23 protein-coding genes are annotated in these 21993 nt (G+C 69.5%); 18 read left to right on the top strand and 5 right to left on the bottom strand.

The features are described from left to right. From QQJ79_RS11705 to QQJ79_RS11645, 13 genes are all read left to right on the top strand, one after another. Positions 1 to 871, top strand: an 871-nt coding sequence (locus QQJ79_RS11705; protein WP_284223116.1) for an ATP-dependent helicase C-terminal domain-containing protein, incomplete at its 5' end; no start/stop codon positions are given. A 161-nt stretch (positions 872 to 1032) separates the two neighbouring features. Further along, positions 1033 to 1983 (top strand): 30S ribosomal protein S2, encoded by a 951-nt coding sequence (gene rpsB, locus QQJ79_RS11700; protein WP_284223115.1) that lies wholly within the window; start codon positions 1033 to 1035, stop codon positions 1981 to 1983. A gap of 93 nt (positions 1984 to 2076) precedes the next feature. Then, complete coding sequence (gene tsf, locus QQJ79_RS11695) at positions 2077 to 3018, top strand: translation elongation factor Ts (RefSeq protein WP_284223114.1); 942 nt, start codon at positions 2077 to 2079, stop codon at positions 3016 to 3018. A 125-nt stretch (positions 3019 to 3143) separates the two neighbouring features. Further along, positions 3144 to 4748: a M20/M25/M40 family metallo-hydrolase gene (locus QQJ79_RS11690; RefSeq protein WP_284223113.1), complete on the top strand. Its 1605-nt coding sequence runs from the start codon at positions 3144 to 3146 to the stop codon at positions 4746 to 4748. A gap of 72 nt (positions 4749 to 4820) precedes the next feature. Continuing rightward, positions 4821 to 5258, top strand: coding sequence for a methylmalonyl-CoA epimerase (gene mce, locus QQJ79_RS11685; protein WP_284223112.1), 438 nt, complete (start codon positions 4821 to 4823; stop codon positions 5256 to 5258). After that, on the top strand, positions 5258 to 5521 hold the full coding sequence (locus QQJ79_RS11680; RefSeq protein WP_284223111.1) for a DUF1467 family protein: 264 nt from the start codon (positions 5258 to 5260) through the stop codon (positions 5519 to 5521). Before mce ends, QQJ79_RS11680 begins: the two co-directional genes overlap by 1 nt. 7 nt (positions 5522 to 5528) lie before the next feature. Continuing rightward, positions 5529 to 5867: a DUF3088 family protein gene (locus tag QQJ79_RS11675; protein ID WP_284223110.1), complete on the top strand. Its 339-nt coding sequence runs from the start codon at positions 5529 to 5531 to the stop codon at positions 5865 to 5867. A 196-nt stretch (positions 5868 to 6063) separates the two neighbouring features. Then, positions 6064 to 7380, top strand: a complete 1317-nt coding sequence (gene proS / locus QQJ79_RS11670) for a proline--tRNA ligase (RefSeq protein WP_284223109.1) — start codon at positions 6064 to 6066, stop codon at positions 7378 to 7380. Next, on the top strand, positions 7377 to 8681 hold the full coding sequence (locus QQJ79_RS11665) for a lipoprotein-releasing ABC transporter permease subunit (RefSeq protein ID WP_284223108.1): 1305 nt from the start codon (positions 7377 to 7379) through the stop codon (positions 8679 to 8681). Before proS ends, QQJ79_RS11665 begins: the two co-directional genes overlap by 4 nt. Beyond that, positions 8674 to 9375, top strand: a complete 702-nt coding sequence (locus tag QQJ79_RS11660; RefSeq protein WP_284223107.1) for an ABC transporter ATP-binding protein — start codon at positions 8674 to 8676, stop codon at positions 9373 to 9375. Before QQJ79_RS11665 ends, QQJ79_RS11660 begins: the two co-directional genes overlap by 8 nt. Beyond that, positions 9375 to 9797: a hypothetical protein gene (locus QQJ79_RS11655; RefSeq protein WP_284223106.1), complete on the top strand. Its 423-nt coding sequence runs from the start codon at positions 9375 to 9377 to the stop codon at positions 9795 to 9797. The genes QQJ79_RS11660 and QQJ79_RS11655 overlap by 1 nt, the downstream gene beginning before the upstream one ends. A 59-nt stretch (positions 9798 to 9856) precedes the next feature. Next, positions 9857 to 10276, top strand: coding sequence for a hypothetical protein (locus QQJ79_RS11650; RefSeq protein ID WP_284223105.1), 420 nt, complete (start codon positions 9857 to 9859; stop codon positions 10274 to 10276). 66 nt (positions 10277 to 10342) lie between these two features. After that, entirely contained in the window at positions 10343 to 10876 is a 534-nt protein-coding gene (locus QQJ79_RS11645; protein WP_284223104.1) for a hypothetical protein, read from the top strand. A gap of 15 nt (positions 10877 to 10891) precedes the next feature. Here the strand turns inward: QQJ79_RS11645 and QQJ79_RS11640 are convergent, their stop codons facing one another. After that, the gene (locus QQJ79_RS11640) at positions 10892 to 11008 is read right to left on the bottom strand and encodes a hypothetical protein (RefSeq protein WP_284223103.1); all 117 of its coding nucleotides are present in this window, start codon (positions 11006 to 11008) and stop codon (positions 10892 to 10894) included. 504 nt (positions 11009 to 11512) lie between these two features. Here QQJ79_RS11640 and dnaE point away from each other — a divergent pair. Then, entirely contained in the window at positions 11513 to 14968 is a 3456-nt protein-coding gene (dnaE, locus tag QQJ79_RS11635) for a DNA polymerase III subunit alpha (protein ID WP_284223102.1), read from the top strand. Then, positions 14968 to 15324: a GFA family protein gene (locus QQJ79_RS11630; protein WP_284223101.1), complete on the top strand. Its 357-nt coding sequence runs from the start codon at positions 14968 to 14970 to the stop codon at positions 15322 to 15324. The genes dnaE and QQJ79_RS11630 overlap by 1 nt, the downstream gene beginning before the upstream one ends. A 3-nt stretch (positions 15325 to 15327) precedes the next feature. Here the strand turns inward: QQJ79_RS11630 and QQJ79_RS11625 are convergent, their stop codons facing one another. The 4 genes from QQJ79_RS11625 to QQJ79_RS11610 all read right to left on the bottom strand — a co-directional run bounded on the left by QQJ79_RS11625 (position 15328) and on the right by QQJ79_RS11610 (position 19682). Next, on the bottom strand, positions 15328 to 16509 hold the full coding sequence (locus QQJ79_RS11625) for a S41 family peptidase (RefSeq protein ID WP_284223100.1): 1182 nt from the start codon (positions 16507 to 16509) through the stop codon (positions 15328 to 15330). A gap of 83 nt (positions 16510 to 16592) precedes the next feature. Next, positions 16593 to 17390, bottom strand: a complete 798-nt coding sequence (locus QQJ79_RS11620) for a TrmH family RNA methyltransferase (RefSeq protein ID WP_284223099.1) — start codon at positions 17388 to 17390, stop codon at positions 16593 to 16595. Then, on the bottom strand, positions 17387 to 18292 hold the full coding sequence (locus QQJ79_RS11615; RefSeq protein ID WP_284223098.1) for an RsmD family RNA methyltransferase: 906 nt from the start codon (positions 18290 to 18292) through the stop codon (positions 17387 to 17389). Before QQJ79_RS11615 ends, QQJ79_RS11620 begins: the two co-directional genes overlap by 4 nt. Further along, complete coding sequence (locus tag QQJ79_RS11610) at positions 18264 to 19682, bottom strand: glycosyltransferase family 2 protein (RefSeq protein WP_284223097.1); 1419 nt, start codon at positions 19680 to 19682, stop codon at positions 18264 to 18266. Before QQJ79_RS11610 ends, QQJ79_RS11615 begins: the two co-directional genes overlap by 29 nt. 181 nt (positions 19683 to 19863) lie before the next feature. Between QQJ79_RS11610 and QQJ79_RS11605 the strand changes: the two genes are divergently transcribed. The 3 genes from QQJ79_RS11605 to QQJ79_RS11595 all read left to right on the top strand — a co-directional run. Next, entirely contained in the window at positions 19864 to 20499 is a 636-nt protein-coding gene (locus QQJ79_RS11605; RefSeq protein WP_284223096.1) for a TetR/AcrR family transcriptional regulator, read from the top strand. Next, positions 20496 to 21293: an ABC transporter substrate-binding protein gene (locus QQJ79_RS11600; RefSeq protein ID WP_431307596.1), complete on the top strand. Its 798-nt coding sequence runs from the start codon at positions 20496 to 20498 to the stop codon at positions 21291 to 21293. Before QQJ79_RS11605 ends, QQJ79_RS11600 begins: the two co-directional genes overlap by 4 nt. Beyond that, positions 21290 to 21993, top strand: a 704-nt coding sequence (locus QQJ79_RS11595) for a FecCD family ABC transporter permease (RefSeq protein WP_284223095.1), incomplete at its 3' end; no start/stop codon positions are given. The genes QQJ79_RS11600 and QQJ79_RS11595, both read left to right, overlap by 4 nt.

Below are 21993 nucleotides of genomic sequence, written 5' to 3'. Positions count from 1 at the left end.
GCTGGCCTCGGGGCGAGGGGCCTTCCTCGATCCGGCCGACGCCCTGGCGCGGGAGCCGTGGCTGGCGGTGGCGGAACTGGGCGGCGGGGACGCGCGGGACCGCATCCGGCTGGCGGTCCCGGTCGATCCGGCGGCGCTGGAGGGACGGGTCGAGGTCGAGGACCGGCTGGCGCGGGAGCCGTCCGGACGAATGACCCTGCGCCGCATCCGCCGCATCGGCGCGATCGTGGTGGACGAGAAGATCGTCGGCGCCCCGGACCGGGCGGCGATCACGGCGGCGTTGCGGACCGAGGTCGAGCGGGACGGGCTGGCGGGATTGCGTTGGGGCGAGCGGGCCTCGGGTCTGCGGGCGCGGCTGGCGTTCGTCGCCGGGCTGGAAGCCGGCTGGCCGGATATGTCCGACGCGGGATTGCTTGCCGCGCGCGAGGCCTGGCTGTGGCCGCTGCTGGAGACGGTGCAGGGGCTGGAGAAGATCGAGGACGCCGCGCTGGAGGCGGGGCTGCGGACCCTCGTGCCCTGGGACCGGCAGGGGGCGCTGGACGAGCTGGCCCCGGCGCGATGGGCGACGCCCCTCGGGTCGGCTGCGATTGACTATGCCGCCGAGGGCGGGCCGCGCGTGGATATCCGGGTGCAGGAGCTGTACGGCACGACCCGCCATCCGACGGTCGCGCGCGGACGGGTCCCGCTGACCCTGGCGCTGTTGTCGCCGGCGCGGCGACCGGTGCAGGTGACGAAGGACCTGCCCGGCTTCTGGGCCGGCAGCTGGGCCGCGGTGCGCAGCGAGATGCGCGGTCGCTATCCCCGGCATCCCTGGCCGGAGGACCCGACGAAGGCCGAGGCCACCAGCCGGGCCAAGCCGCGCGGGATGTAGAAGCGCCGACGCCGCTTGCCTTTTGCGCCCAACCCGCCTAGAAGCCCGCCCACTTCACACGCAGGCGTGGCGCTGACGGGGAGAAATCCCGTTTGCTCCGTTCCGAGGGCCCACCGGCCTTTACCCGTCTGCGGCGGATCAATCGGATAAAGGACTAAACCATGGCTCTGCCAGAATTCTCCATGCGTTCGCTGCTCGAAGCCGGCGCGCACTTCGGCCACCAGACGCACCGGTGGAACCCGAAGATGGAGCGCTACATCTTCGGATCGCGCTCGAACATCCACATCATCGACCTGTCGCAGTCGATCCCGCTGCTGCACCAGGCGCTGGTCGCCGTGCGCGACGTCGCCGCCAAGGGCGGTCGCGTCCTGTTCGTCGGCACCAAGCGTCAGGCGTCGGATCCGGTGGCCGAGGCCGCCAAGCGCTGCGCCCAGTACTATATGAACAACCGTTGGCTCGGCGGCACCCTGACCAACTGGCGCACGGTGTCGGGCTCGATCGCCCGCCTGCGCGAGCTGGACGCCCTGCTGGAGTCGGGCGGCGAAGGCCGGGTCAAGAAGGAGCTGCTGAACCTTCAGCGCGAGCGCGACAAGCTCGAGCTGTCGCTGGGCGGCATCAAGGACATGGGTTCGATCCCGGACATCATCTTCGTGATCGACACCAACAAGGAAGCGATCGCGATCCTGGAAGCCCGCAAGCTGAACATTCCGATCATCGCCATCCTCGACACCAACTCGGACCCGGACGGCATCACCTATCCGATCCCGGGCAACGATGACGCCGCCCGCGCCATCCAGACCTACTGCGACCTGATCGCCGACGCCGTCCTCGACGGCCTGGCCGCCGGCCAGGCCTCCGCCGGCGTCGACCTCGGCGCCGCGGTGAACCCGGACGAGCCGATGCTGCGCGAAGCCAAGGCTCCGAAGGCCGCCAAGGCTGTCGAAGCCGAAGTCGCCCCGGCCGAGGCTGAAGCCGTCGCCGAGGAAATGATCGCCGCCGCCGAACCGGCTGCCGAGGAAGCCCCGGCCGAACCGGCCGTCGCTGACGAAGCCGCCCAGGCCGCGACCTCGGAAGCCAACGACGCCGTCGAAACCGAGAAGGCCGCGGTCTAACCACCCGCCTTCCACCGACGGTGAACCTGATATGCGGCCGGACCTGAAAACGGGTCCGGCCGTTCCCGCATACGCATACCCAAGGAGATACCCATGGCCGAGATCACAGCCGCCCTCGTGATGGAACTGCGCGCCAAGTCCGGCGTCGGCATGATGGACTGCAAGAAGGCGCTCCAGGAGACCGACGGCGACATCAACGCCGCGATCGACTGGCTGCGCGCCAAGGGCCTGTCCAAGGCCGCCAAGAAGGCCGACCGCGTCGCCGCCGAGGGCCTCGTCGCCGTCGCCTCGAAGGAAGTCGGAGCCGGTGAAGTCGGCGCCGCCATCGAGTTCAACGCCGAGACCGACTTCGTCGCCCGCAACGACCTGTTCCAGAACGCCGCCAAGGCCTTCGCCCAGCTGGGTCTCGAGCACGCCACGCTCGACGGTCTGCACGGCGCCGAGCTGGAAGCCGGCAAGACGGTCCAGGACGAGGTCACCCAGCTGATCGCCACCGTCGGCGAGAACATGCAGCTGCGCCGCGCCGCCCGCCTGTCGGTCGATGAAGGCGTCGTCGCCTCCTACGTCCACAACGCCGTCTCGCCGGGCCTCGGCCGCATCGGCGTGCTGGTCGCCCTGCACGGCGGCGGCGACAAGACCGCCCTGCGCGAACTGGGCCGCAAGATCGCCATGCACGTGGCCGCGACCGCGCCCCTGTCGCTGAACACGGACGATCTGGACCCGGCCGCCATCGAGAAGGAACGTCAGGTCCTGACCGAGAAGGCCAAGGAAGAAGGCAAGCCGGAAGCCATGATCGCCAAGATCGTGGAAGGCCAGATCAACAAATTCCAGAAGGACGTGGTGCTGATCAAGCAGCCGTTCGTCATGAACCCCGATGTGACCATCGAACAGCTGGTCGCCGACGCGGGCAAGGAACTGGGCCATCCCGGCCTGCACCTGGCCGGCTTCGTCCGCCTCGCCCTCGGCGAAGGCGTGGAGAAGGTCGAGGGCCCGGACTTCGCCACCGAGGTCGCCCAGATGTCGGGCGGCCAATAGGCCCGAACGATCCACAATCGAAGACCGGGGCCGGCGAGCAATCGCCGGCCCCTTTTTCGTTCCGGCGTTTGCGCGGGCGGACGTCTCGGGTCAAATGCGGGTCGATTGATTCAAGGGGTCTGTTCATGAAGCGCCTGCTCATCGCGGTGTCCGCCATCGCCATCCTCGCCTCCGGCCCGGCCGGCGCCCAAGAGGTGGATCGGGTCGCCATCAACGGCATCATCGATCAGGGCCTGAACCACAGCGAGGTGATGCGGACGGCCGCGCACCTGACCGACCGGATCGGCGGGCGGATGACCAACTCGCCGCAGATGAGGCAGGCCGAGCAGTGGACCGCGCAGCAGTTTCGCGACTGGGGCCTGTCCAACGTCCGCGCCGATCCCTTCGATTTCGGCCGCGGCTGGTCGATCGTCCGCTCGAGCGCCCGCATGACCGCGCCGCGGCCGCTGGATCTGCGCGCCATCCCCATCGCCTGGACGCCCTCTACCAACGGCGTGATCAGCGGCGAGGTCGTGGTGGCCCCGATGACGACGGCGGGCGACTTTGCGCGCTGGCGCGGCAAGCTGGCGGGCAAGATGGTGCTGGTCTCGCGCCCCAATGCGGGCTCGGAGCCGACCGAGGCGCCGTTCCGCCGCCTGACCGAGGAGGACCTGCGCAACGCCAACACCTATAATATTCCCACCCACGCCGCCCCGCCCTCGACCAATCCGCTGCGCGAGCTCGAGTTCGCGCGCCAACTGGACGCCTTCCTCCAGGAGGAGGGCGCCCTGGCCTGGGTGCGCATGTCCCAGCGCGACGGCGGCCTGCTGCACGGCACCGGCTCCGGCTACCGGATGGACGACCAGCGCCGTACGCCGGGCATGGAGCTGGCGGCCGAGGACTATCGCCGCCTGGCCCGTCTGGCCCTGACGGAGGACGCCAAGCCGACGCTTGAGCTGATGAGCGAGGTCCGGTTCCACGAGGAAGACACCAACGCCTACAACATCCTCGCCGATATCCCGGGCACGGACCGCTCGGGCGAATACGTCATGGCGGGCGCACACCTGGACAGCTGGGTGGCCTCGGACGGAGCGGTGGACAACGCCGCCGGCAGCGCCGTCGTGATGGAGGCCGCGCGCATCCTGAAGGCGCTGGGCGTGCGTCCCAAACGCACCATCCGCTTCGCCCTGTGGAGCGGGGAAGAGCAGGGGCTGTGGGGTTCGCTGGCCTATGTCGACCGCTATCTGGCCACCCGCGCCCCGCTGGGCGACACCCAGCTGGACGGCCTGCCGAACAACCGCACCTGGCGGCAGCGCTGGCCCATCCAGCCGCGCGAGGGCCATGGCGACCTGGTCGCCTATTTCAACCTCGACAACGGCTCGGGCAAGATTCGCGGCATCAACGCCGAGGGCAATGTCGCGGCGGCTCCGGTCTTCCAGGACTGGCTTGAGCCCTTCAACGCCATGGGCGCCACGACCGTGTCGATGCGGACCTCGGGCAGTACGGACCACGTCTATATGCAGACGGTCGGCGTCCCGGGCTTCCAGTTCATCCAGGACCCGCTCGACTACGGCGCGCGGCTGCACCACACCTCGATCGACAGCTATGACCACATGCGCGCCGAGGACTTGCGTCAGGCCGCGATCATCATGGCCGCCTTCCTGCTCAACGCCGCCAACAGCGACGAGCCCCTGCCGCGCATGCCGCTGCCGACACGGCCGACGCCGACGGATCCGTTCCCGTTCCAGTAAAGTGATGAGGGCGTCGCGCCGCGACAATCACGACGCCTTCTCCACACCGCCGACACGGGCTAAAGCAGCGCGATGATCGGCAGACTGAACCACGTCGGCGTCGCCACGCCGTCCATCGAGGCCAGCGTCGCGATGTATCGCGACATGCTCGGCGCGACCCAGGCGCATGCGCCGTTCGACCTGCCGGCGCAGGGGGTGCGGGTCTGTTTCATCGACCTGCCCAACAGCCAGATCGAGCTGATCGAGCCGCTCGGCGAGGACAGCCCGATCCATGGCTTCCTGGCGAAGAACCCGAAGGGCGGGCAGCACCACGTCTGTTTCGAGGTCGCGGACATCCTCGCCGCCCGTGACGCCCTGCGGGCCAGGGGCGCGACGATCCTCGGCACGGGAGAGCCGCGAATCGGGGCCCATGGCACGCCGATCATCTTCGTTCATCCGAAGGATATGGGCGGGGTGCTGGTCGAACTGATGGAAACGCCGAAAGCCGGTCAAGAGAGCGGAGCACACTGATGCCGATCGGTATCGTCACCATGCTGGGCGTCTACATCATCTGCTGGTGGACGGTGTTGTTCGCCGTTCTGCCGCTGGGAACGTCGCAGGAACGCCACGAGGCGCCGACGGACGGGGCCCAGTGGGGGGCGCCGGACAAGCCCGATCTCAAGCGCAAATTCATCACCACGACGTGGGTTTCGGCCCTGCTGTGGCTGCTGGTGATGGGGCTGGTCTATATCGGCTGGATGCCGCTTCCCGACCTCGCGCCGCCGGTTCCGTGAGACCCGGATGACCGACCGCCTGTTCCTGCTCAATCCCGGGTGGACCGACGACCAGGGCGGGCCGTGGTATTGCCCGGCCGGCGCCGTCGTCGAGGGCGTGCTGGCATTCCATCCGGCGCTGCGCGACCAGCTGGAGATCGTCTATCTCGACCACCCGCGTCCGCGGCCGCCGGTGATCGCTCTGGTCGGCGAGGATCACCAGAGCTGCCCGATCCTGGTGTTGGACGAGACGTTCGACTGGCCGGAAGCGGCGACCTCGGCGGCGACCGGGCGGCGCTTCCTGCAGGACGAGGCGATCATCCCCTATCTGGCGGCACGCTACGGGATTGCGCGACCGCATCCGTAGAAGTGGCGAGCGGCCTGTGATTAGTGGTTGCCGCACCTCTTGTGGCGTTAGGTCGGTGCAGGCCGCGCCTTCGCCCAGTCGTCAGCCAGCCACTAATCACGAGCCACCAACCACTCGCCAGCAGCACTCGGCCTAGCTTTCGCCCCGGTGACCCGGCTAAAGCTCGTGTCCCACGCCTCCCTCGCGGATTCTGCCCATGCGCCTGTCGCGCTATTTCCTGCCCACGCTCAAAGAGGCGCCTTCGGACGCCCAGATCGTTTCGCACCAGCTGATGCTGCGCGCCGGCCTGATCAAACAGGAGGCCGCGGGCATCTACGCCTGGCTGCCGCTGGGCCTGCGGGTGCTCAACCGGATTGAACAGATCGTGCGCGAGGAGCAGGAGCGGGCCGGGGCCGTCGAGCTGCTGATGCCGACCCTGCAGCTGGCCGACCTGTGGCGGGAGTCGGGGCGATACGACGCCTACGGCCCCGAGATGCTGCGCATCACCGACCGGCATGAGCGCGAGCTGCTGTACGGACCGACGAACGAGGAGATGATCACCGACATCTTCCGCGGCTTCGTGAAGAGCTACAAGGCGCTGCCGCTGAACCTGTTTCACATCCAGTGGAAATTCCGCGACGAGCGCCGGCCAAGGTTCGGCGTCATGCGCGGCCGCGAATTCCTGATGAAGGACGCCTACAGCTTCGACATCGACGAGGCCTCGGCCCGCAAGGCCTACAACCGCATGTTCGTGGCCTATCTCAACACCTTCGCCCGCATGGGGCTGAAGGCCGTGCCGATGCGCGCCGACACCGGGCCGATCGGCGGCGATCTGAGCCACGAGTTCATCGTCCTGGCCGACACCGGCGAAAGCCAGGTCTTCTGCGACCGCAAACTGGTCGAGATGCCGGCGCCCGGCGCGGGCGTGGACTGGGACGAGCTGCAGGCCATCGTCGACGAGCGGACGGGGCTCTACGCCGCCACCGAGGAAATGCACGATGCGGCCCGCTTTGAGAGCGAGACCGCCGAGGGCGACCGCCTGACCGCCCGCGGCATCGAGGTCGGCCACATCTTCTATTTCGGCACCAAATACTCGGCCCCGATGAAGGCCCGCGTCGCCGGACCCGACGGCAAGGACGCGGACGTCCACATGGGCAGCTACGGCGTCGGCGTATCGCGCCTGCTGGGCGCCATCATCGAGGCCAGTCACGACGAGGGCGGCATCATCTGGCCCGACTCGGTCGCGCCGTTCGACGTGGTGGTCATCAACCTGCGCGTCAATGACGAGGCGGTCTGCGCCGCCTGCGAGGAGGCCGTCGCCAAGCTCGAGGCCCTCGGCAAGGACGTCCTCTATGACGACACCGACGAACGCCCGGGCGGCAAATTCGCCACCGCCGACCTGATCGGCATTCCCTGGCAACTGACCATCGGTCCCAAGGGCGTCGCCGAGGGCCTGGTCGAGCTGAAGCGCCGGGCGACCGGCGAGAAGGTCTCGATCCCGCTGGACGAGGCCCTGGCGAAGGTGCGCGGATGACGGACGTCCCGGCGGCCCTGAAGCCGACCAAACCCGCCGGCCCCTTCTCGGCCTGGGAGTTCGAACTGGCGCTGCGCTATCTGCGCGCCCGGCGGAAGGAGGGCGGCATCGCCCTGATCGCCATCATCTCCTATGTCGCCATCGCCCTGGCGGTCATGGCCCTGATCATCGTCATGAGCATCATGGCCGGGTTCCGGAACGAGCTGCTGGACCGTATGCTGTCCTTCAACGGCCATATGTATGTCCAGGGGCAGGTGCTGGTCGATCCCGACCGCGAGGCCGCCGTCGCGCGTATCGCGGCGGTGCCCGGCGTGGTCAGCGTCTCGCCCCTGACCGAGAACCAGGCGCTGGTGCGCGCGGCCGGCCAGACGACCGGCGCCGTCGTGCGCGGCATCCGCCCGCAGGACCTGGATTCCATGTCCTACGTCTTCGACAGCCTGACGCCCGAGGCGCGGCGCGCCTTCGGGCAGGGCGCCTACGGCGGCGACAACATCCTGATCGGCAAGGCCCTGGCCGAGAGCATGGGGCTGCGCATCGGCGATCCGATCACCCTGTATTCGCCGACCGGCGCGGACAGCGCCTTCGGCAATCTGGGCGGGCTGGAGAAGACCTACCGCATCGGCGGCGTGTTCACCTCGGGCACGGCCGACTTCGATCGCGCCTTCCTGTTCATGCCGCTGGAGCAGGCCCAGTTGTTCTTCGGCAAGGAGGGGGTCTGGGACGTCATCGAGCTGAAGGTCGCGGAGCCCGACCGTGTCGGCGATCTGACCCAGGCGGTGCGCGCGGCCTCGGGCCGGAGCGCCATCGTCAGCGACTGGCGTGACCGTCTGGCCGCCTTCTGGGGCGCGCTGAAGGTCGAGCGGGTGGCGATGAGCATCATCCTCGGCCTCGTCGTCGCCATCGCCGCCCTCAACATCATCTCCGGCATCGTCATGCTGGTGAAGAACAAGACCCGCGACATCGCCATCCTGCGCACCGTCGGCGCCAGCCAGTCGTCGATGCTGCGCATCTTCTTCATCGCCGGCGCCGCGATCGGCGTGGCGGGGACGATCACCGGCCTGGTGCTGGGGCTGGTGTTCTGCCTCAACATCGCCGCGATCCAGCATTTCCTGGAGTGGGTGCTGGGCGTCCAGCTGTTCAACGCCGACGTCTATATGCTCGACTCCATCCCGGCCGAGGTCGACGCCATGGACGTGATCTGGGTGACCCTGTGGTCCGTCTTCATGTCGTGCGTGGCCTCGCTGCTGCCGTCGTGGCGGGCCGCGAAAATGGATCCGGTAGAGGCGCTTCGGTATGAGTAGGCCCGTTCTCTCCGTCCGCGGGGTGACCCGCACCTATGAGACCGCCTCGGGCGGGCTGACCGTGCTCAAGGGCGTCGATCTCGACGTCATGCCCGGCGAGGTCGTGGGCCTGATCGGGCCGTCGGGCTCGGGCAAGTCCAGCCTGCTGCACGCCGCCGGCCTGCTGGAGCGGCCGACCTCCGGCGAGATCCGCATCGACGGCGCCGACGTCGGCGGCCTCGACGAACGGGCGCGGACCCATATCCGCCTCGCCAGGATCGGCTTCGTCTATCAGTTCCACCACCTGCTGGCCGAGTTCGACGCCCGCGACAACGTCGCCCTGCCGCTGCGCATCGCCGGCGTCGGCCAGGCCGAGGCCCGCCAACGCGCCTCGGAGGTGCTGACCGCCCTGGGGCTCGGCGAGCGGCTGACGCACCAGCCGGCCCAGATGTCGGGCGGGGAGCAGCAGCGCGTCGCCGTGGCCCGCGCCCTGGCCAACCGTCCGCGCCTGCTGCTGGCAGACGAGCCGACCGGCAACCTCGATCCCGCCACCAGCCAGACCGTGTTCGAGGCCTTGCACAAACTGGTCAAGGACACCGGCGTCGCCGCCCTGATCGCCACTCACAACATGGAGCTGGCCGGCCATATGGACCGGGTCTTCGCCCTGAAGGACGGCCATCTGGAAGAGCGGCCGGCGGAGAGCCACGCCTACTGATGCGCGCGGTGTGGGCGCTCCCGGTGCTTGCCGCCCTGGCCGCCTGCATGGATGCCAGGAGCCCTGACACGCTCGCGGGCCAGCGGCTGGAAGTCGGCGACCAGCGCCTGATCGGCAATATTCCGGTCGTGATCCACGGAATGAGCGTCACGGTTCCGGGCGTGGACTGTGATCGTCGTGGCTTCCCGGTCCAGGTTCTGGAACTGAGTGCGGATCAGGCGACCGCGAGACGGGAGTGGGCCTTCGCAGCGGCCTTCAACCAGTCCATGGCTCGCAATCCCTACTATTCCGCCGCCGAGTGCGAGCCACGAGGGTCGGAGACCGAAATGTATGCGGGCCCGGCCATTGAAGGCGAACTGACCGCGGAATCCTTCCCGCGGACCGAGACCTTTGAGCAGATCTTCGGTTTCGAGGTTCCGTGACGGCCGGGGCCCGCGCCTGTTGAGGCTGTGCTAAGCCTCGCGCTCACGCGGAGCCGCTCATGACCGACGCCATCCAGGCCCATCTGACCACGGCGCGCGAGGCCATGGCCGACGGCCGTGCGCTGGACGCCCGGAACGCCTATGCCCGCGCCGCCGCCCTCAGCCGCGAGAGCGGCGCCCCCCTGTTGCAGGCCCACGCCCTGCGCCACCTGTCGGACCTCGACCGCGAGGCCGATCACCTGGAACAGGCGCTGGCCCATGCCGAACAGGCGGCGGCCCTCTATGGCGCCAACGGGCAGGGCGCCTCGCTGGACATGGCCAACGCCCTGCGCCTGAAAGCCCTGGCGCTGGATCAGCTGCGGCGCGAGGGTCCGGCGACCGTGGCATGGACGGCGGCGAGGGATCTTTACGCGGCGGCCGGGGTCGCCGCCGGGGTCGCCGAATGCGAGCGCCGGCTGGGGCGTCCGGACGAGAGCTGAGACCTCCATTTTGCGTACAGGTCCGGCGGGACTAAGGTGAGGCACTGAGCCGAACGGGAGATCGCCATGTCGCGTACCCTGAGCCCGTCCGTCCTTGCCGCCGGCGTCATCGCCCTGGCCGGCTGCGACCCTGCCCAGCCCGATCCGCCGCGGACGGCCGCCGCGCCCGCCACCGCCATCACCCCGACCGCCGCCGCCGACATTCCCGAGGCCGTTCGCGCCGTGGTTCTGGCCGCGCGGCCCGGCATGGTCATCGCCGGGGCCGAGCTGAAGGAGCGGGAGGACCGGCGCTACTACGACGTCGAAGGCAGGCTGAACGGCGCCGAGATCGAGCTCGACCTGCTGGAGACGCCGCGGGGCTGGGAGGTGGTGGAGATCCAGCGCGACATCCCGTGGAGCGCGGCGCCCGCGGCGGTCCGCGCCGCGGCGGAGGGCTCACGCAGAGGCTTTACGCCCGTGCGCGTGATCGAGAGCACCCAGGCCGGGGACGGGGCGATCATCTATGAGCTGTTCGCCGACGGCCAGCCCGCGACCCCGGTGCTGGAGGTGCGCGCCGCCAACGGCCGGACGGATGTGCTGGCGGAGGCCTGGCCGCACTGACGGCCGGGAAGAGACCTATTTCTTGCCGGGCGGGGTGGTGAAGGGCGAACTGCCGACCGACACCGCCGGCTTGGGCTTTTCGGCCTTGGGTTTGCGGACTTCCTTGTTGCTCTTGACTTGACCCTTGGCCATGACCGGAACTCCTGCGCCGCTTGCCGCCGGGAGGGCGGGTGTTGGCGGCGTCCCGACAGTGTAGCGCGCCTTCAGCCTTCTGTGTCACTCGACAAACGCTCTTGACGAGAACAAAACCGCAACATAGAGCATAGATAGAACACGCAAGGGAGGCTGTGATGGCGCGTTGGGTTCGGGATGCTTTGTCGCTGGCGTCGTGCAGCGGTTTCGTCTGGGTGATGTGGCAGGCGGCGCTGATGACCACGGCGGCCTGACAGAGTCCAAAAGAGTCCGATCGGCGGGTCCAGCAAATTCAAGGATTTGCGCGCCGCGAATAGACTCATTGGACTCATTGGACTGTGTTTTTTCCGACCGGTCCGGTCCCTTTCTGCACTGGCTGGGCGGCTATCCACAGACCGTCCCCGGACGGACGGGTCCTTTCGCCGCTTTCCGGTGTCCCGGTCGCCCGCGATGTGAGACTCGGTCCAGAACAGGCGCTTCCATCGGCGAAGGAACGGGACCGGTTTGACCGACACGCTGAACAGCCAGGGCTTCATCCACCTCCGCGTCCGCTCGGCCTATTCGCTGCTGGAAGGCGCGATCAAGGCGGGGAAGGTCGCGACCCTGGCGGCGGATGCGGGCATGCCGGCCGTGGGCGTGGCGGACCGGGCCAATCTGTTCGGGGCGCTGGAGTTCTCGGAGGCGGCCAAGGGATCCGGGGTGCAGCCGATCGTGGCCTGCGCCCTGCCGGTGACCGGAATCGGCGGCAAGATCAACGAACGCTGGGCCAAGGTCCCCACCGTGGTGTTGGCGGTTCAGAGCGAGGCGGGGTGGCTGAACCTGTGCGCCCTGTCGTCCTCGGCCTATCTCGACGCGGGGTCGATGGATGAGCCGAGCGTGCCCTGGTCCATGGTGGCGGAACGGTCCGAGGGACTGATCCTGCTGTCGGGCGGGCCGGACGGACCGGTCGATCCCCTGTTCGTCCAGGGCAAGCCGTCCGAGGCCAATGCGGCGCTCGACGAGATGGCGCGGGTGTTCGGCGACCGCTTCTATGTCGAACTGCAGCGCCATGGCCTCGCCAGCGAGCGGCAGGCCGAGCGGGGGCTGGTGGAGTGGGCCTATGCCCACGACGTCCCCCTGGTCGCCACCAACGACGTCCACTATGCGAAGGCCGCTCAGGCCAAGTCGCATGACGCCCTGCTGTGCATCGCCGACGGGGCCTTCACCGGTCAGGAGGACCGGCGCCGGATCACCGGCGAACACTGGTTCAAGCCGGCCGCCGCCATGCGGGCGCTGTTCGCCGACCTGCCCGAGGCCTGTGACACGACGGTCGAGATCGCCCGCCGCTGCGCCTTCCTGGTGCCGACGCGGGCGCCGATCCTGCCGCGGTTCGAGGCCGGGGCCGGGCGGACCGAGCCCGAGGAGCTGATGCATCAGGCCCGCGAGGGGCTGAAGGCGCGGCTGCAGGCCGTGACCCCGGTCGCGCCCGAGGCCGACTACTGGACCCGCCTCGAATGGGAGGTCGGGATCATCCAGCAGATGGGCTTCCCCGGCTATTTCCTGATCGTCTCGGACTTCATCAAATGGGCCAAGAACCACGGCATTCCCGTGGGTCCGGGGCGCGGTTCGGGCGCCGGCTCGCTGGTCGCCTGGGCGCTGACCATCACCGATCTGGATCCCCTGCGGTTCGGCCTGCTGTTCGAGCGGTTCCTGAACCCCGAACGGGTCTCCATGCCCGACTTCGACATCGACTTCTGCCAGGAGCGGCGGGAAGAGGTGATCGACTACGTCCAGGACCGCTACGGCAAGGACCGGGTGGCGCAGATCATCACCTTCGGCACCCTGCAGGCGCGGGCCGTGCTGCGCGACGTCGGCCGGGTGCTGCAGATGCCGCTGGGCCAGGTTGACCGGCTGGCCAAGATGGTGCCGGCCAACCCCGCCAATCCCGTGACCCTGGCCCAGGCCATCGAGATCGAGCCGCGCCTGCGCGAGGCGCGTGACACGGACAAGGCCGTGGCCACCCTGCTGGAGACGGCGCTGGAGCTGGAGGGGCTGTATCGCAACGCCTCGACCCACGCCGCCGGCATCGTCATCGGCGACCGCCCCCTGGTCGAACTGGCCCCCCTGTACCAGGACCCGCGGTCGACCATCCCGGCCAGCCAGTTCAACATGAAATGGGTCGAGGCCGCCGGTCTGGTGAAGTTCGACTTCCTCGGCCTCAAGACCCTGACGGTGCTGGACCGCGCCCGGATCTATCTGGAGCGGCGCGGGGCGGCGGTCGACTGGAACAGCCTGCCGCTGGACGACCCGAAGACCTATGAGCTGATGGCCTCGGGCCAGACCGTCGGGGTGTTCCAGCTGGAATCCCAGGGCATGCGCGACACCCTGCGCAAGATGCGGTGCGGCTCGATCGAGGAGATCACCGCCCTGATCTCCCTCTACCGGCCCGGGCCGATGGAGATGATCGACACCTACATCGACCGGAAATTCGGGCGCCAGGAGGTCGACTGCCTGCACCCGTCGCTGGTCGACGTCCTGACCGAAACCTATGGCGTCATCATCTACCAGGAGCAGGTGATGAAGATCGCCCAGGTCCTGGCCGGCTATTCGCTGGGCGAGGCCGATCTTCTCCGCCGGGCGATGGGCAAGAAGAAGAAGGAGGAGATGGATTTCCAGCGCGCGCGCTTCGTCGAGGGCGCGTCGAGCAAGGGAGTCCCGGAGGAGCAGTCGGGCTACATCTTCGACCTGGTGGCCAAGTTCGCGGGCTATGGCTTCAACAAGTCGCACGCCGCCGCCTATGCGCTGATCAGCTTCCAGACCGGCTGGCTGAAGGCCAATCACGCCGTCGAATTCATGGCTGCGTCCATGTCTCTCGATCTCAGCAACACGGACAAACTCGCTGTCTTCTATCAGGATTGTCGCCGGTTCGAGGTGCCGGTCAAGGCGCCGGACGTGAACCGGTCATCCGCCGATTTCGACGTGGCTTACGACGACGGCGTGGGCGCGGTGCTGTACGCTCTGGGCGCCATCCGCAATGTCGGGCTGGAGGCGATGAAGCATCTGGTCGAGGTGCGCGAGACCGGCGGGCGGTTCACCGACATCTTCGACTTCCTCGAACGCGTCGATCCCCGCAGCGTCAACAAGCGGGCGCTGGAGAACCTGGCCCGCGCCGGGGCCTTCGACAGCTTCCACTCCAACCGCCGCCAGCTGGTCGAACAGGCCGACACCCTGATGGCCTATTGCCAGAGCGTCGCGGCCGAACGCGCCTCATCGCAGGGCGCGCTGTTCGGCGGAGATCAGGCCGGCGCCGCCCGCCCGCGCCTGAAGCCGGTCGAGCCCTGGGTCGGGCCCGAGAAGCTGGACCAGGAACTGGCCGCCGTCGGCTTCTACCTGTCCGGCCACCCGCTGGAGGACATGGCGCCCGCGCTGAAACGCAAGCGCGTCACCTTCGTCGCCGAGGCCACGGCCCTGGCCGAAAGCGGCCACGAAGCCTTCCTGATGGCCGGCGTGGTGCGCCGTCGGCAGGAGCGAGCCAGCGCCAAATCCGGTGAGAAATTCGCCTTCGTCACCTTCTCGGACCCGACCGGCGAGTTCGAATGCCTGTTCCCGCCCGAACAGCTGCGCAAATGCCGCGAGGTGCTGGAAGTCGGGGCCTCGATCATGGTCAGGGTGCGCGCCAAGTCGGCCGACGGCGAGGTGCGGTTCTTCGGCGACGACGCCAGCCGGCTGGACACGCTGATCGACGACGGCGCCATGGGGCTGCGCATCCATGTCTCCGCCAGGGCGGCCGATCCAGCGGCGCTGAAGTCGCGGCTGGAGCGGGCGCGGTCGCAGGGCAAGGGCGGGGAGGTCTCGCTGATCGCCTCGCTGGACGGCCGGCGCGAGGTCGAACTCAAACTGCCGGGCCGCTACCGGCTGGACGGGGCCCTGCGCGGGGCGTTGAAATCCGCGCCAGGCGTGGTGCTGCTGGAGGATGCGTGATGGCTGAAGCGAAAACCCATGCCGGCAGCTGCCGCTGCGGCGCCGTGGCCTATGAGGTCGAGACCGATCTCGAGGGGTTGATCGAGTGCAACTGCTCGCACTGCTACCGCAAGGGACTGGTGTTGGCCTTCGTCACGCCGGACGCCTTTCGTCTGACCGCCGCCGGCCCTCAGACCGAATATCTGTTCAACACCCACAAGATCACCCATCTGTTCTGCGAGACCTGCGGCGTGCAGTCGTTCGCGCGCGGCGAAACCGCCGACGGCCAGCCCATGGTGGCGGTCAACATCCGCACGCTGACGGACATCGAACCGTTCAGCTGGACGGCGCAACGGGTGGACGGCCGGAGCTTCTGAGGCTCAATCCGCCGGCGGCCTGAACGCCTCGCGCGGCGTCCCGTCGACGGCATACAGCCGCTCGGTCGGCAGTTTGATCACCATCCCCGAGTTCGGCAGGCGGTGATCGTAGATGGCGCCCAGCAGGCCGGCCATCGGCCCGCCGGTCACCTCGGCGCCCAGCGCGTCCAGACCGACCGCCAGGCCCTCGCCCATACTCCCGGTCCAGCGTCCGACGCGAACGGCGACAGGGCCGTGGTGACGCTTGCCGGGGCGGGGCAGGACCTGCTCGACCCACTGACGCGGCACCCCGGTCTCGCGTTCCTCGGCGGGCAGGTTGTGGATCTGGTAGGGCGTCGGCGCATCGACGAACCAGCCCATGATCGCCCGGGCGACCACGGTATTGCCGCCGCTGGCCGTGTCGGTGAGGTCCAGCACGACCGGCTGGCCGGATCGGGCGCCGGCCAGGGCGGCGTCAAAGGCGGCGATCGCAGCCCTGTCGCCGAGCGAATCGTTGAAGCGAAGGGTCAGGACGCCGTCGACCTCCCGCGCCGTGAGCGGAGGCCGTTCGCCGGGACCGGCGACATAGAGGTTGGGCAGGGTCAGTCGACGTTCGGCCCCCGCGGCGTCGCGGATCGTCAGGTCGCGCGGCCGGTCGCGGCGTCCGGCGGCGAGGACCCGGGCGGCGTATCCCGCGCGGTCGGCGGTCGGTTCGAGGCCCAGATCGGCCCAGAAGGCGGCGACGGCCTGGCTCGTGGGCGCTCCGCCGACCGCGACCAGAGCATCGCCGGGTCTCACGCCGGCGTCGTCGGCAGGAGAGCCCTCGCGGACAGCGGTGATCCGCCAGACATCGCCCTCCGGCTCGATCCACAGGTCGGAATAGCTGGGCGCCAGCCCCCAGCTGTCGGCGAATGAGCCGCCGGTGATCGCGTGATGGTCCGCCAGCGCCGTCACGGCGTGTTCGGCATAGCGCAGCAGGGAGCGGCGATCGCTCACCGCCTCGGCCTCCGCACGCAGAAGGGGGCTCATCGGCATGGCTTCGCCCGGGAAGCGGTCGAGATAGGCGTACTGCGCGTTGACCAGCGCCTCAATCGACAGGGCGTCCGCGCGGTAGGCTTCGGGTTCCGGTTCCGGCTGCGGCGTCTGGGCCGCGGCCGGAAAGGCGGCGCAGGACAGGACGAAGAACAGGGTCAGAAAGACGCGCATTGAAAGCCCCGGGGTGAGGGCGCGAAGCTGGCCTGTCGCCCGGAAAGCGGCAAGTGAATCCGCCGTCATGTGCCCGTCGCCGGTCAGGCCTGGTCGGTCACCGCATAGACCATCACGCCCGTGGCCACGGCCAGGTTCAGGCTGTCGGCCCGGCCCCGCATGGGGATCTTGACGTTGACGTCGCAGGCCGCGGCGAGCGTGTCCGTCAGGCCGGCCTGTTCATTGCCCATCAGGATCAGGGCCGGATATTCAATCGCGGCGTCGCGATAGCCTTCGGTCGCGTCCAGCCGGGTGCCGATGACGCTGCCGGGCCAGGTCTGGCGCCAGGCGATGAACTCGGCGGGCGTGGCGCGGGCGATGGCGACGGCGAAGACCGAGCCCATGGTGGCGCGGACAGCCTCGACCGAGAACGGATCGACGCAGTCGCCGATCAGGATAACCCCGCCGCAACCGGCCGCGTCGGCGGTGCGGATGATGGTGCCGAGATTGCCGGGATCGCGCACCTGCTCCAGCGCCACCCAGGCGGGGGCGGTGCCGGGCTGGATGGCGGACAGGGGCGTGTAGACCTGGTCGAAGACGCCCAGCACCGTCTGCGGATTGTCGCGGCGGCTGACCTTCTCGAGGATGGCGTGGGTGACGACCACGACCTCGCCGCCGGCCGCTCGCGTGGCCTCGCGCGCGCGGTCGAGGATGGGATGCGGGCGGGCGTCCTCGCCCACCATGAGCAAACGCGGCGCGCGTTGCTGATCAAGGGCTTCACCGATGAACTTCAGCCCCTCAGCGAGGAACCGGCCGGTCACCTCGCGTTCCTTGCGCATATGGAGGGCGCGGACGTTCTTGACCGTGTCATTGGTCAGGGAGGTGATCAGACGGTCGTTCATGCGGACCAGCGGGCGAAGAAGCTGAGGCCGATGGCGCGGCCGTCCGGGCCGTCCTCGGCCAGGGCCAGTTCGCCCCAGTCGATGACGCCGCCGCGGTCCGCCCCCCCTCTTTCGGTCAGGGCCTCGACCATCAGATGGGCCAGCGAAAGGCCGGAAACGCGGGCAGCATAGGCGTTGAGCAGCAGAAAGGAGGCGTTGTCGGACAGCAGGCCCGCGCAGTCCTTGAGCAGGGCCGGCATGTCTTCGAACAGCCGCCAGACCTCGCCCGTCGGGCCGCGCCCGTATTTCGGCGGGTCGAGGATGATCCCGTCGTATTTCGATCCGCGCCGGACCTCGCGGGCGACGTATTTGCGGGCGTCCTCGACGATCCAGCGGATCGGACGGTCCGCCATGCCCGAGAGTTCGGCGTTCTCACGGGCCCAGGCGACCGACTTCTTCGAGGCGTCGACGTGGGTGACCTCGGCCCCGGCGGCGGCGCAGGCGAGGCTGGCGACGCCGGTGTAGCCGAACAGGTTCAGGATTCTGGGCTGTTTCAGGGCCCGGATACGCCCGTCCAGCCACTCCCAGTTGGCGGCCTGTTCGGGGAAGAAGGCGAGGTGGCGGAACGGCGTGAACCGGCTGGTGAAGCGCACGTCGCGCCACGCCAGCGAGAAGCTGTCGATGGGATTGCCCGCGAAACGCCAGCGGCCGGTCTCGTCCTCGTCCGTCGGATCGAAGACGGCGTCGGCGGCGTCGAAAGCGCCCGGATCGCGCGGCGTCCAGAAACACTGGGGCTCCGGCCGGACCACGGTATGGGGGCCGTAGCGCTCGAGCTTGCGGCCGCCGCCGCTGTCCAGCAGGGCGTAGTCCGCCCAGGCGCGGGTGACGAGGGTCTCAGGCGACGGGTTCAGACGCGGCGGCATGCCCCGCTGATAGGCGGAGAGGCGCGGTCGCGTCCAGCGCATCGTGCGTTTCGGCTTCGGACGCGGCGGGCGATATCCCTTCCGGCCCGGCCTCGCGCCGGTGGGGCGTCTTGTCCCAGGCGAAGGGGTCGAGAACCAGACGCCATGCGGCATGGACGAAGGCGAGGGATAGCAGGGCCCAGTAGGCCGGGGCCGCCATCATGTCGCCGGCGGTGTAGGGCGCGGCCGCGCGCCTCGCCCCGATGGCGCAGGACAGCCAGGCCGAGGCCGCGCCGAGCACCAGAACGCAGAGCGCCAGCACCGGCGTTTCCGGCGGCAGGCCGGCCATGGCCGAAACCAGCACCGCCGCCGTCACCCAGGCCAGGGTCAGGCCGTGGATCGCCGCCGAGACAAGGCCCGCGCCCACGGTCATCACCAGGGCGAACGCCCCGCGCCAACCGAGTCGCCAGGGTTTGCGGGTATGCACGCCCCAGGTCTGGAGATAGCCCTTCAGCCAACGGGTCCTCTGCGGCAGCCAGTGCGGCAGGCCGCCGGGCGGCGTCTCCCATGTCGGGCGGGCCATCACGCCGAGGGTCCAGCCATGGCTCCACAGCCGGAAGCCGAGATCGGCGTCCTCAGTGACGTTCCATCCGTCCCAGCCGCCGACCGCGCGGAGGACGTCGACGCGGAAATGGTTGCTGGTTCCGCCGAGGGGGAAGGGCAGGCGGAGGCGCGCCATGCCGGGGAGGACGGTTTCGAACAGGCTCGCATATTCGGCGGCGAACTGCCGATCGACGAAGCGGGCCTGGTCGCCGTCCGGGGCCCGGATGCGGAGGGGCGCCTGAAGGCAGGCCAGACGGCCGCTGCGGTCGGCGGCGAACCTTGCGGCGGCCTCGCGGAGCTGGTGGGGATCGGGGGCGTCCTCCGCGTCGTAAACGGTCAGAAGCTCGCCCGTGGCGTGGGTGAGGGCGAAATTCAGGGCGCGGGGCTTGGTCTGCGGCCTGCCGGGCGGGGTCACCAGAACCTCCAGCCAGTCCGGGCGGGGCGCGGCCAGGGCGGCGGCGATGGTCTCATGGTCATGGGCTTCCAGCACCAGCAAGCCGTGGAGACGGTCGGGCGGGTAGTCGATCCGCGAAAGGCGTTCGATCAGCTGGCTGACGATCTCGGCTTCATCGTGCAGCGCCGCCAGGATGGTGTAGCGCGGCCAGACCGAAGGGATCGGCGGCTCGGGCAGCGGCGCGGCGCTGACCAGGATCAGAACGACACGCCAGACCGCCATCACGAGGAAGGCGAAGGCCGCCCCGGCGACGATCCAGCCGGCGAAACGGGCAGGCCAGAACCATAGCGCGAGGGCGAACGCGGCCGTGAACGCCGTCAGCATGACAGTCTGGAAGGGCGCCAAGCCTCGCATGGCCGCGCTCTGTCCGAGCGGCGGACCGTATCGCGCGGCATCCCTCCGGCGCTCGTCCAGATCGGAGACTTCAAGCCTTTCCACTACCAAGAGTTACCTTGGCGATTCGCGTGTCGCAAGCGATTGGCGCGCGCCGGGGAATGTCGCTATTCAGGGGCTCCAACGTCCGGAGTCCCCCCGCGTGACCGTTGCCGCCACCCCGCTCAACCTGCGCTCACAGCGCAAGCCCAAGGGCGAAGGCCATGCCCGGCGCGCGGAAATCCTCGCCGCGGCCGAACGGATCTTTGTCGAGCACGGCTACGAGGGGGCGACGATCCGCAAGATCGCCGACGAGGTCGGTCTGTCCTCGACCGCGCTCTACATGCATTTCGCCGAGAAGGGCGAAATCCTGCAGGAGATCTGCCGTCAGGCCTTCGCGGCCCTGCTGGAGATGAACCAGGCGATCGTGGCCGAGCCCGGCGGGCCGGAGGTGCGTCTGCGGCGTATGCTGCGGGCCTATATCGACTTCGGCTTCGCCAATCCGAACGCCTATCGCCTGATCTATATGACCCGGCCGGTAGAGCTTCAGCACGGCGCCCTGTCGGCGGCGCAGGAGCTGGGGGGCGGGCTGTACCGGTCCTTCGAGGTCGTCGTCGAGGACGCGGAGGCGGCCGGGCTGCTGCGCGGCGACGCGCGAACGACGGCCCAGGCCCTGTGGGCCGGATGTCATGGCGTGGTGTCCCTGGTGATCACCAAGCCGTATTTCGACTGGGTCGAGCGGGAGACGCTGGTGACCACCCTGCTTGAGGGGTTGTTCTCGGGCCTGCTGAAACCGTGAGACGGCTGGCGGGGGCGCTGGCCGGGATGACGGTGCTGGGCGCCGGGGTCGCCGAGGCCCGGCCGTTGCGGGTCATGGCCCTGGACCAGTGCGCCGATCAGTATGTGCTGGCCCTCAGGCCCGACGCCGAACTGGCTCTGTCGCCCCGGGCGGATGATCCCGACGCATGGATGCGGCAAGCGGCGGCTGGACGGCGCCGGGTGCGCCCGACGCTGGAGGCGGCCATCGCCTTCAGGCCTGATGTGGTGGTCCGCTACTGGGGCGGGGAGCCGCGGCTGCTGGCTCGTCTGGCGGCGACCGGCGTGCGGGTAGTAACCATTGAGGACGCGACGGATTTCAAAGGAATAAGGGCAGACATTCGTGCGGTTTCGCAAGGTCTAGGCGTGCCTGAACGGGGTGAGGCGCTGGCGGCGCGGATGGATGCGACTTTGCGGAACGCGGCGCCTGGGCCCGCGGCGCGCCCCGGGTCCGCACTGTATCTGACGGCGGGCGGGTTCACGGCGGGCAGGGGCACCCTGGTGGACGCGATCCTGGGCGCGGCCGGGTTCGCCAATGCGGCGGCAGGGCCGTTCTTCGCCCCGGTCAGCGTCGAGCGGATCGCCCTGTTTCCGCCGGCGCGGTTCGTGCTGGGCTTCTTCGATCAGGTCCGGGGCGACTGGCGCGGGCCGGGGCGGCATCCGGTCGTGCAACGGTCGGCCAGGGGCCGTGTGGCGGCGCGGCTTCCGGCCGCGGCCCTGACCTGTCCGGCCTGGTTCGCGGCCGATGCGGCGGCGATGCTGAAGGCCGGCGCATGAGGCGGCCTTCACGGCTGACCCTGGCCCTTGCGGGGCTGATTCTGGCGGCGTCCGTGCTGGGAATCCTGCTGGGCGAGACCGTTTTCGACATGGCGCAGATGAGCCAGGCCTTTACCGATCATGGGTCAGGACCCGCCGAGGTTCTGTGGCAGGTGCGGGCGCCGCGCGTGGCGACGGCCCTGATGGTCGGGGCGGCGCTGGGGCTGTCGGGCGCGGTGATGCAGGGACTGTTGCGCAATCCGCTGGCCGATCCGGGCGTGCTGGGGGTGTCGGCGGCGGCGGCGCTGGCGGCGCCGGCGGCGATCGTGCTCGGCGCTGCGGCGGTTCCGGGGGCCGTCGAGATATCAGCCCTGATCGGGGCCGGTCTGGCGGGCGGGCTGCTGATCCTGTTCTCGGCGCGGGTTCGGTCGCCGGAGGCCCTGATCCTGTTCGGCGTGGCGGTGTCCAGTTTCGCGGGTGCGGCCACAGCCCTGATCTTCAACCTGTCGCCGTCGCCGATCGCCACGGCCGAGGTGATGAGCTGGCTGCTGGGGTCGGTGCAGAACCGCAGCTGGATCGACGCGGCCTGGGTCACGCCGGCGGTGCTGGTCGCCGGCGCCCTGGCGGCTCTGGCGGCGCCGGGCCTGCGGATGCTGAGCCTCGGCGAGGAGACGGCGCGGACTTCGGGCCTGCCGATGGCGCGGCTGAGGCTGCTGGCCCT

The sequence above is a fragment of the Brevundimonas denitrificans genome, from assembly GCF_030160755.1.
Taxonomy (GTDB): Bacteria; Pseudomonadota; Alphaproteobacteria; order Caulobacterales; family Caulobacteraceae; genus Brevundimonas; species Brevundimonas denitrificans.
Note: the sequence above shows the minus strand (reverse complement) of the source record. Positions and strands in the feature narration are given on the sequence as shown.

Coding starts and splice junctions, on each gene's coding strand:
- rpsB (WP_284223115.1), top strand. CDS start 1,033: ATGGCTCTGCCAGAATTCTCCATGCGTTCGCTGCTCGAAGCCGGCGCG.
- tsf (WP_284223114.1), top strand. CDS start 2,077: ATGGCCGAGATCACAGCCGCCCTCGTGATGGAACTGCGCGCCAAGTCC.
- QQJ79_RS11690 (WP_284223113.1), top strand. CDS start 3,144: ATGAAGCGCCTGCTCATCGCGGTGTCCGCCATCGCCATCCTCGCCTCC.
- mce (WP_284223112.1), top strand. CDS start 4,821: ATGATCGGCAGACTGAACCACGTCGGCGTCGCCACGCCGTCCATCGAG.
- QQJ79_RS11680 (WP_284223111.1), top strand. CDS start 5,258: ATGCCGATCGGTATCGTCACCATGCTGGGCGTCTACATCATCTGCTGG.
- QQJ79_RS11675 (WP_284223110.1), top strand. CDS start 5,529: ATGACCGACCGCCTGTTCCTGCTCAATCCCGGGTGGACCGACGACCAG.
- proS (WP_284223109.1), top strand. CDS start 6,064: ATGCGCCTGTCGCGCTATTTCCTGCCCACGCTCAAAGAGGCGCCTTCG.
- QQJ79_RS11665 (WP_284223108.1), top strand. CDS start 7,377: ATGACGGACGTCCCGGCGGCCCTGAAGCCGACCAAACCCGCCGGCCCC.
- QQJ79_RS11660 (WP_284223107.1), top strand. CDS start 8,674: ATGAGTAGGCCCGTTCTCTCCGTCCGCGGGGTGACCCGCACCTATGAG.
- QQJ79_RS11655 (WP_284223106.1), top strand. CDS start 9,375: ATGCGCGCGGTGTGGGCGCTCCCGGTGCTTGCCGCCCTGGCCGCCTGC.
- QQJ79_RS11650 (WP_284223105.1), top strand. CDS start 9,857: ATGACCGACGCCATCCAGGCCCATCTGACCACGGCGCGCGAGGCCATG.
- QQJ79_RS11645 (WP_284223104.1), top strand. CDS start 10,343: ATGTCGCGTACCCTGAGCCCGTCCGTCCTTGCCGCCGGCGTCATCGCC.
- QQJ79_RS11640 (WP_284223103.1), bottom strand. CDS start 11,008: ATGGCCAAGGGTCAAGTCAAGAGCAACAAGGAAGTCCGCAAACCCAAG.
- QQJ79_RS11630 (WP_284223101.1), top strand. CDS start 14,968: ATGGCTGAAGCGAAAACCCATGCCGGCAGCTGCCGCTGCGGCGCCGTG.
- QQJ79_RS11625 (WP_284223100.1), bottom strand. CDS start 16,509: ATGCGCGTCTTTCTGACCCTGTTCTTCGTCCTGTCCTGCGCCGCCTTT.
- QQJ79_RS11620 (WP_284223099.1), bottom strand. CDS start 17,390: ATGAACGACCGTCTGATCACCTCCCTGACCAATGACACGGTCAAGAAC.
- QQJ79_RS11615 (WP_284223098.1), bottom strand. CDS start 18,292: ATGCCGCCGCGTCTGAACCCGTCGCCTGAGACCCTCGTCACCCGCGCC.
- QQJ79_RS11610 (WP_284223097.1), bottom strand. CDS start 19,682: ATGCGAGGCTTGGCGCCCTTCCAGACTGTCATGCTGACGGCGTTCACG.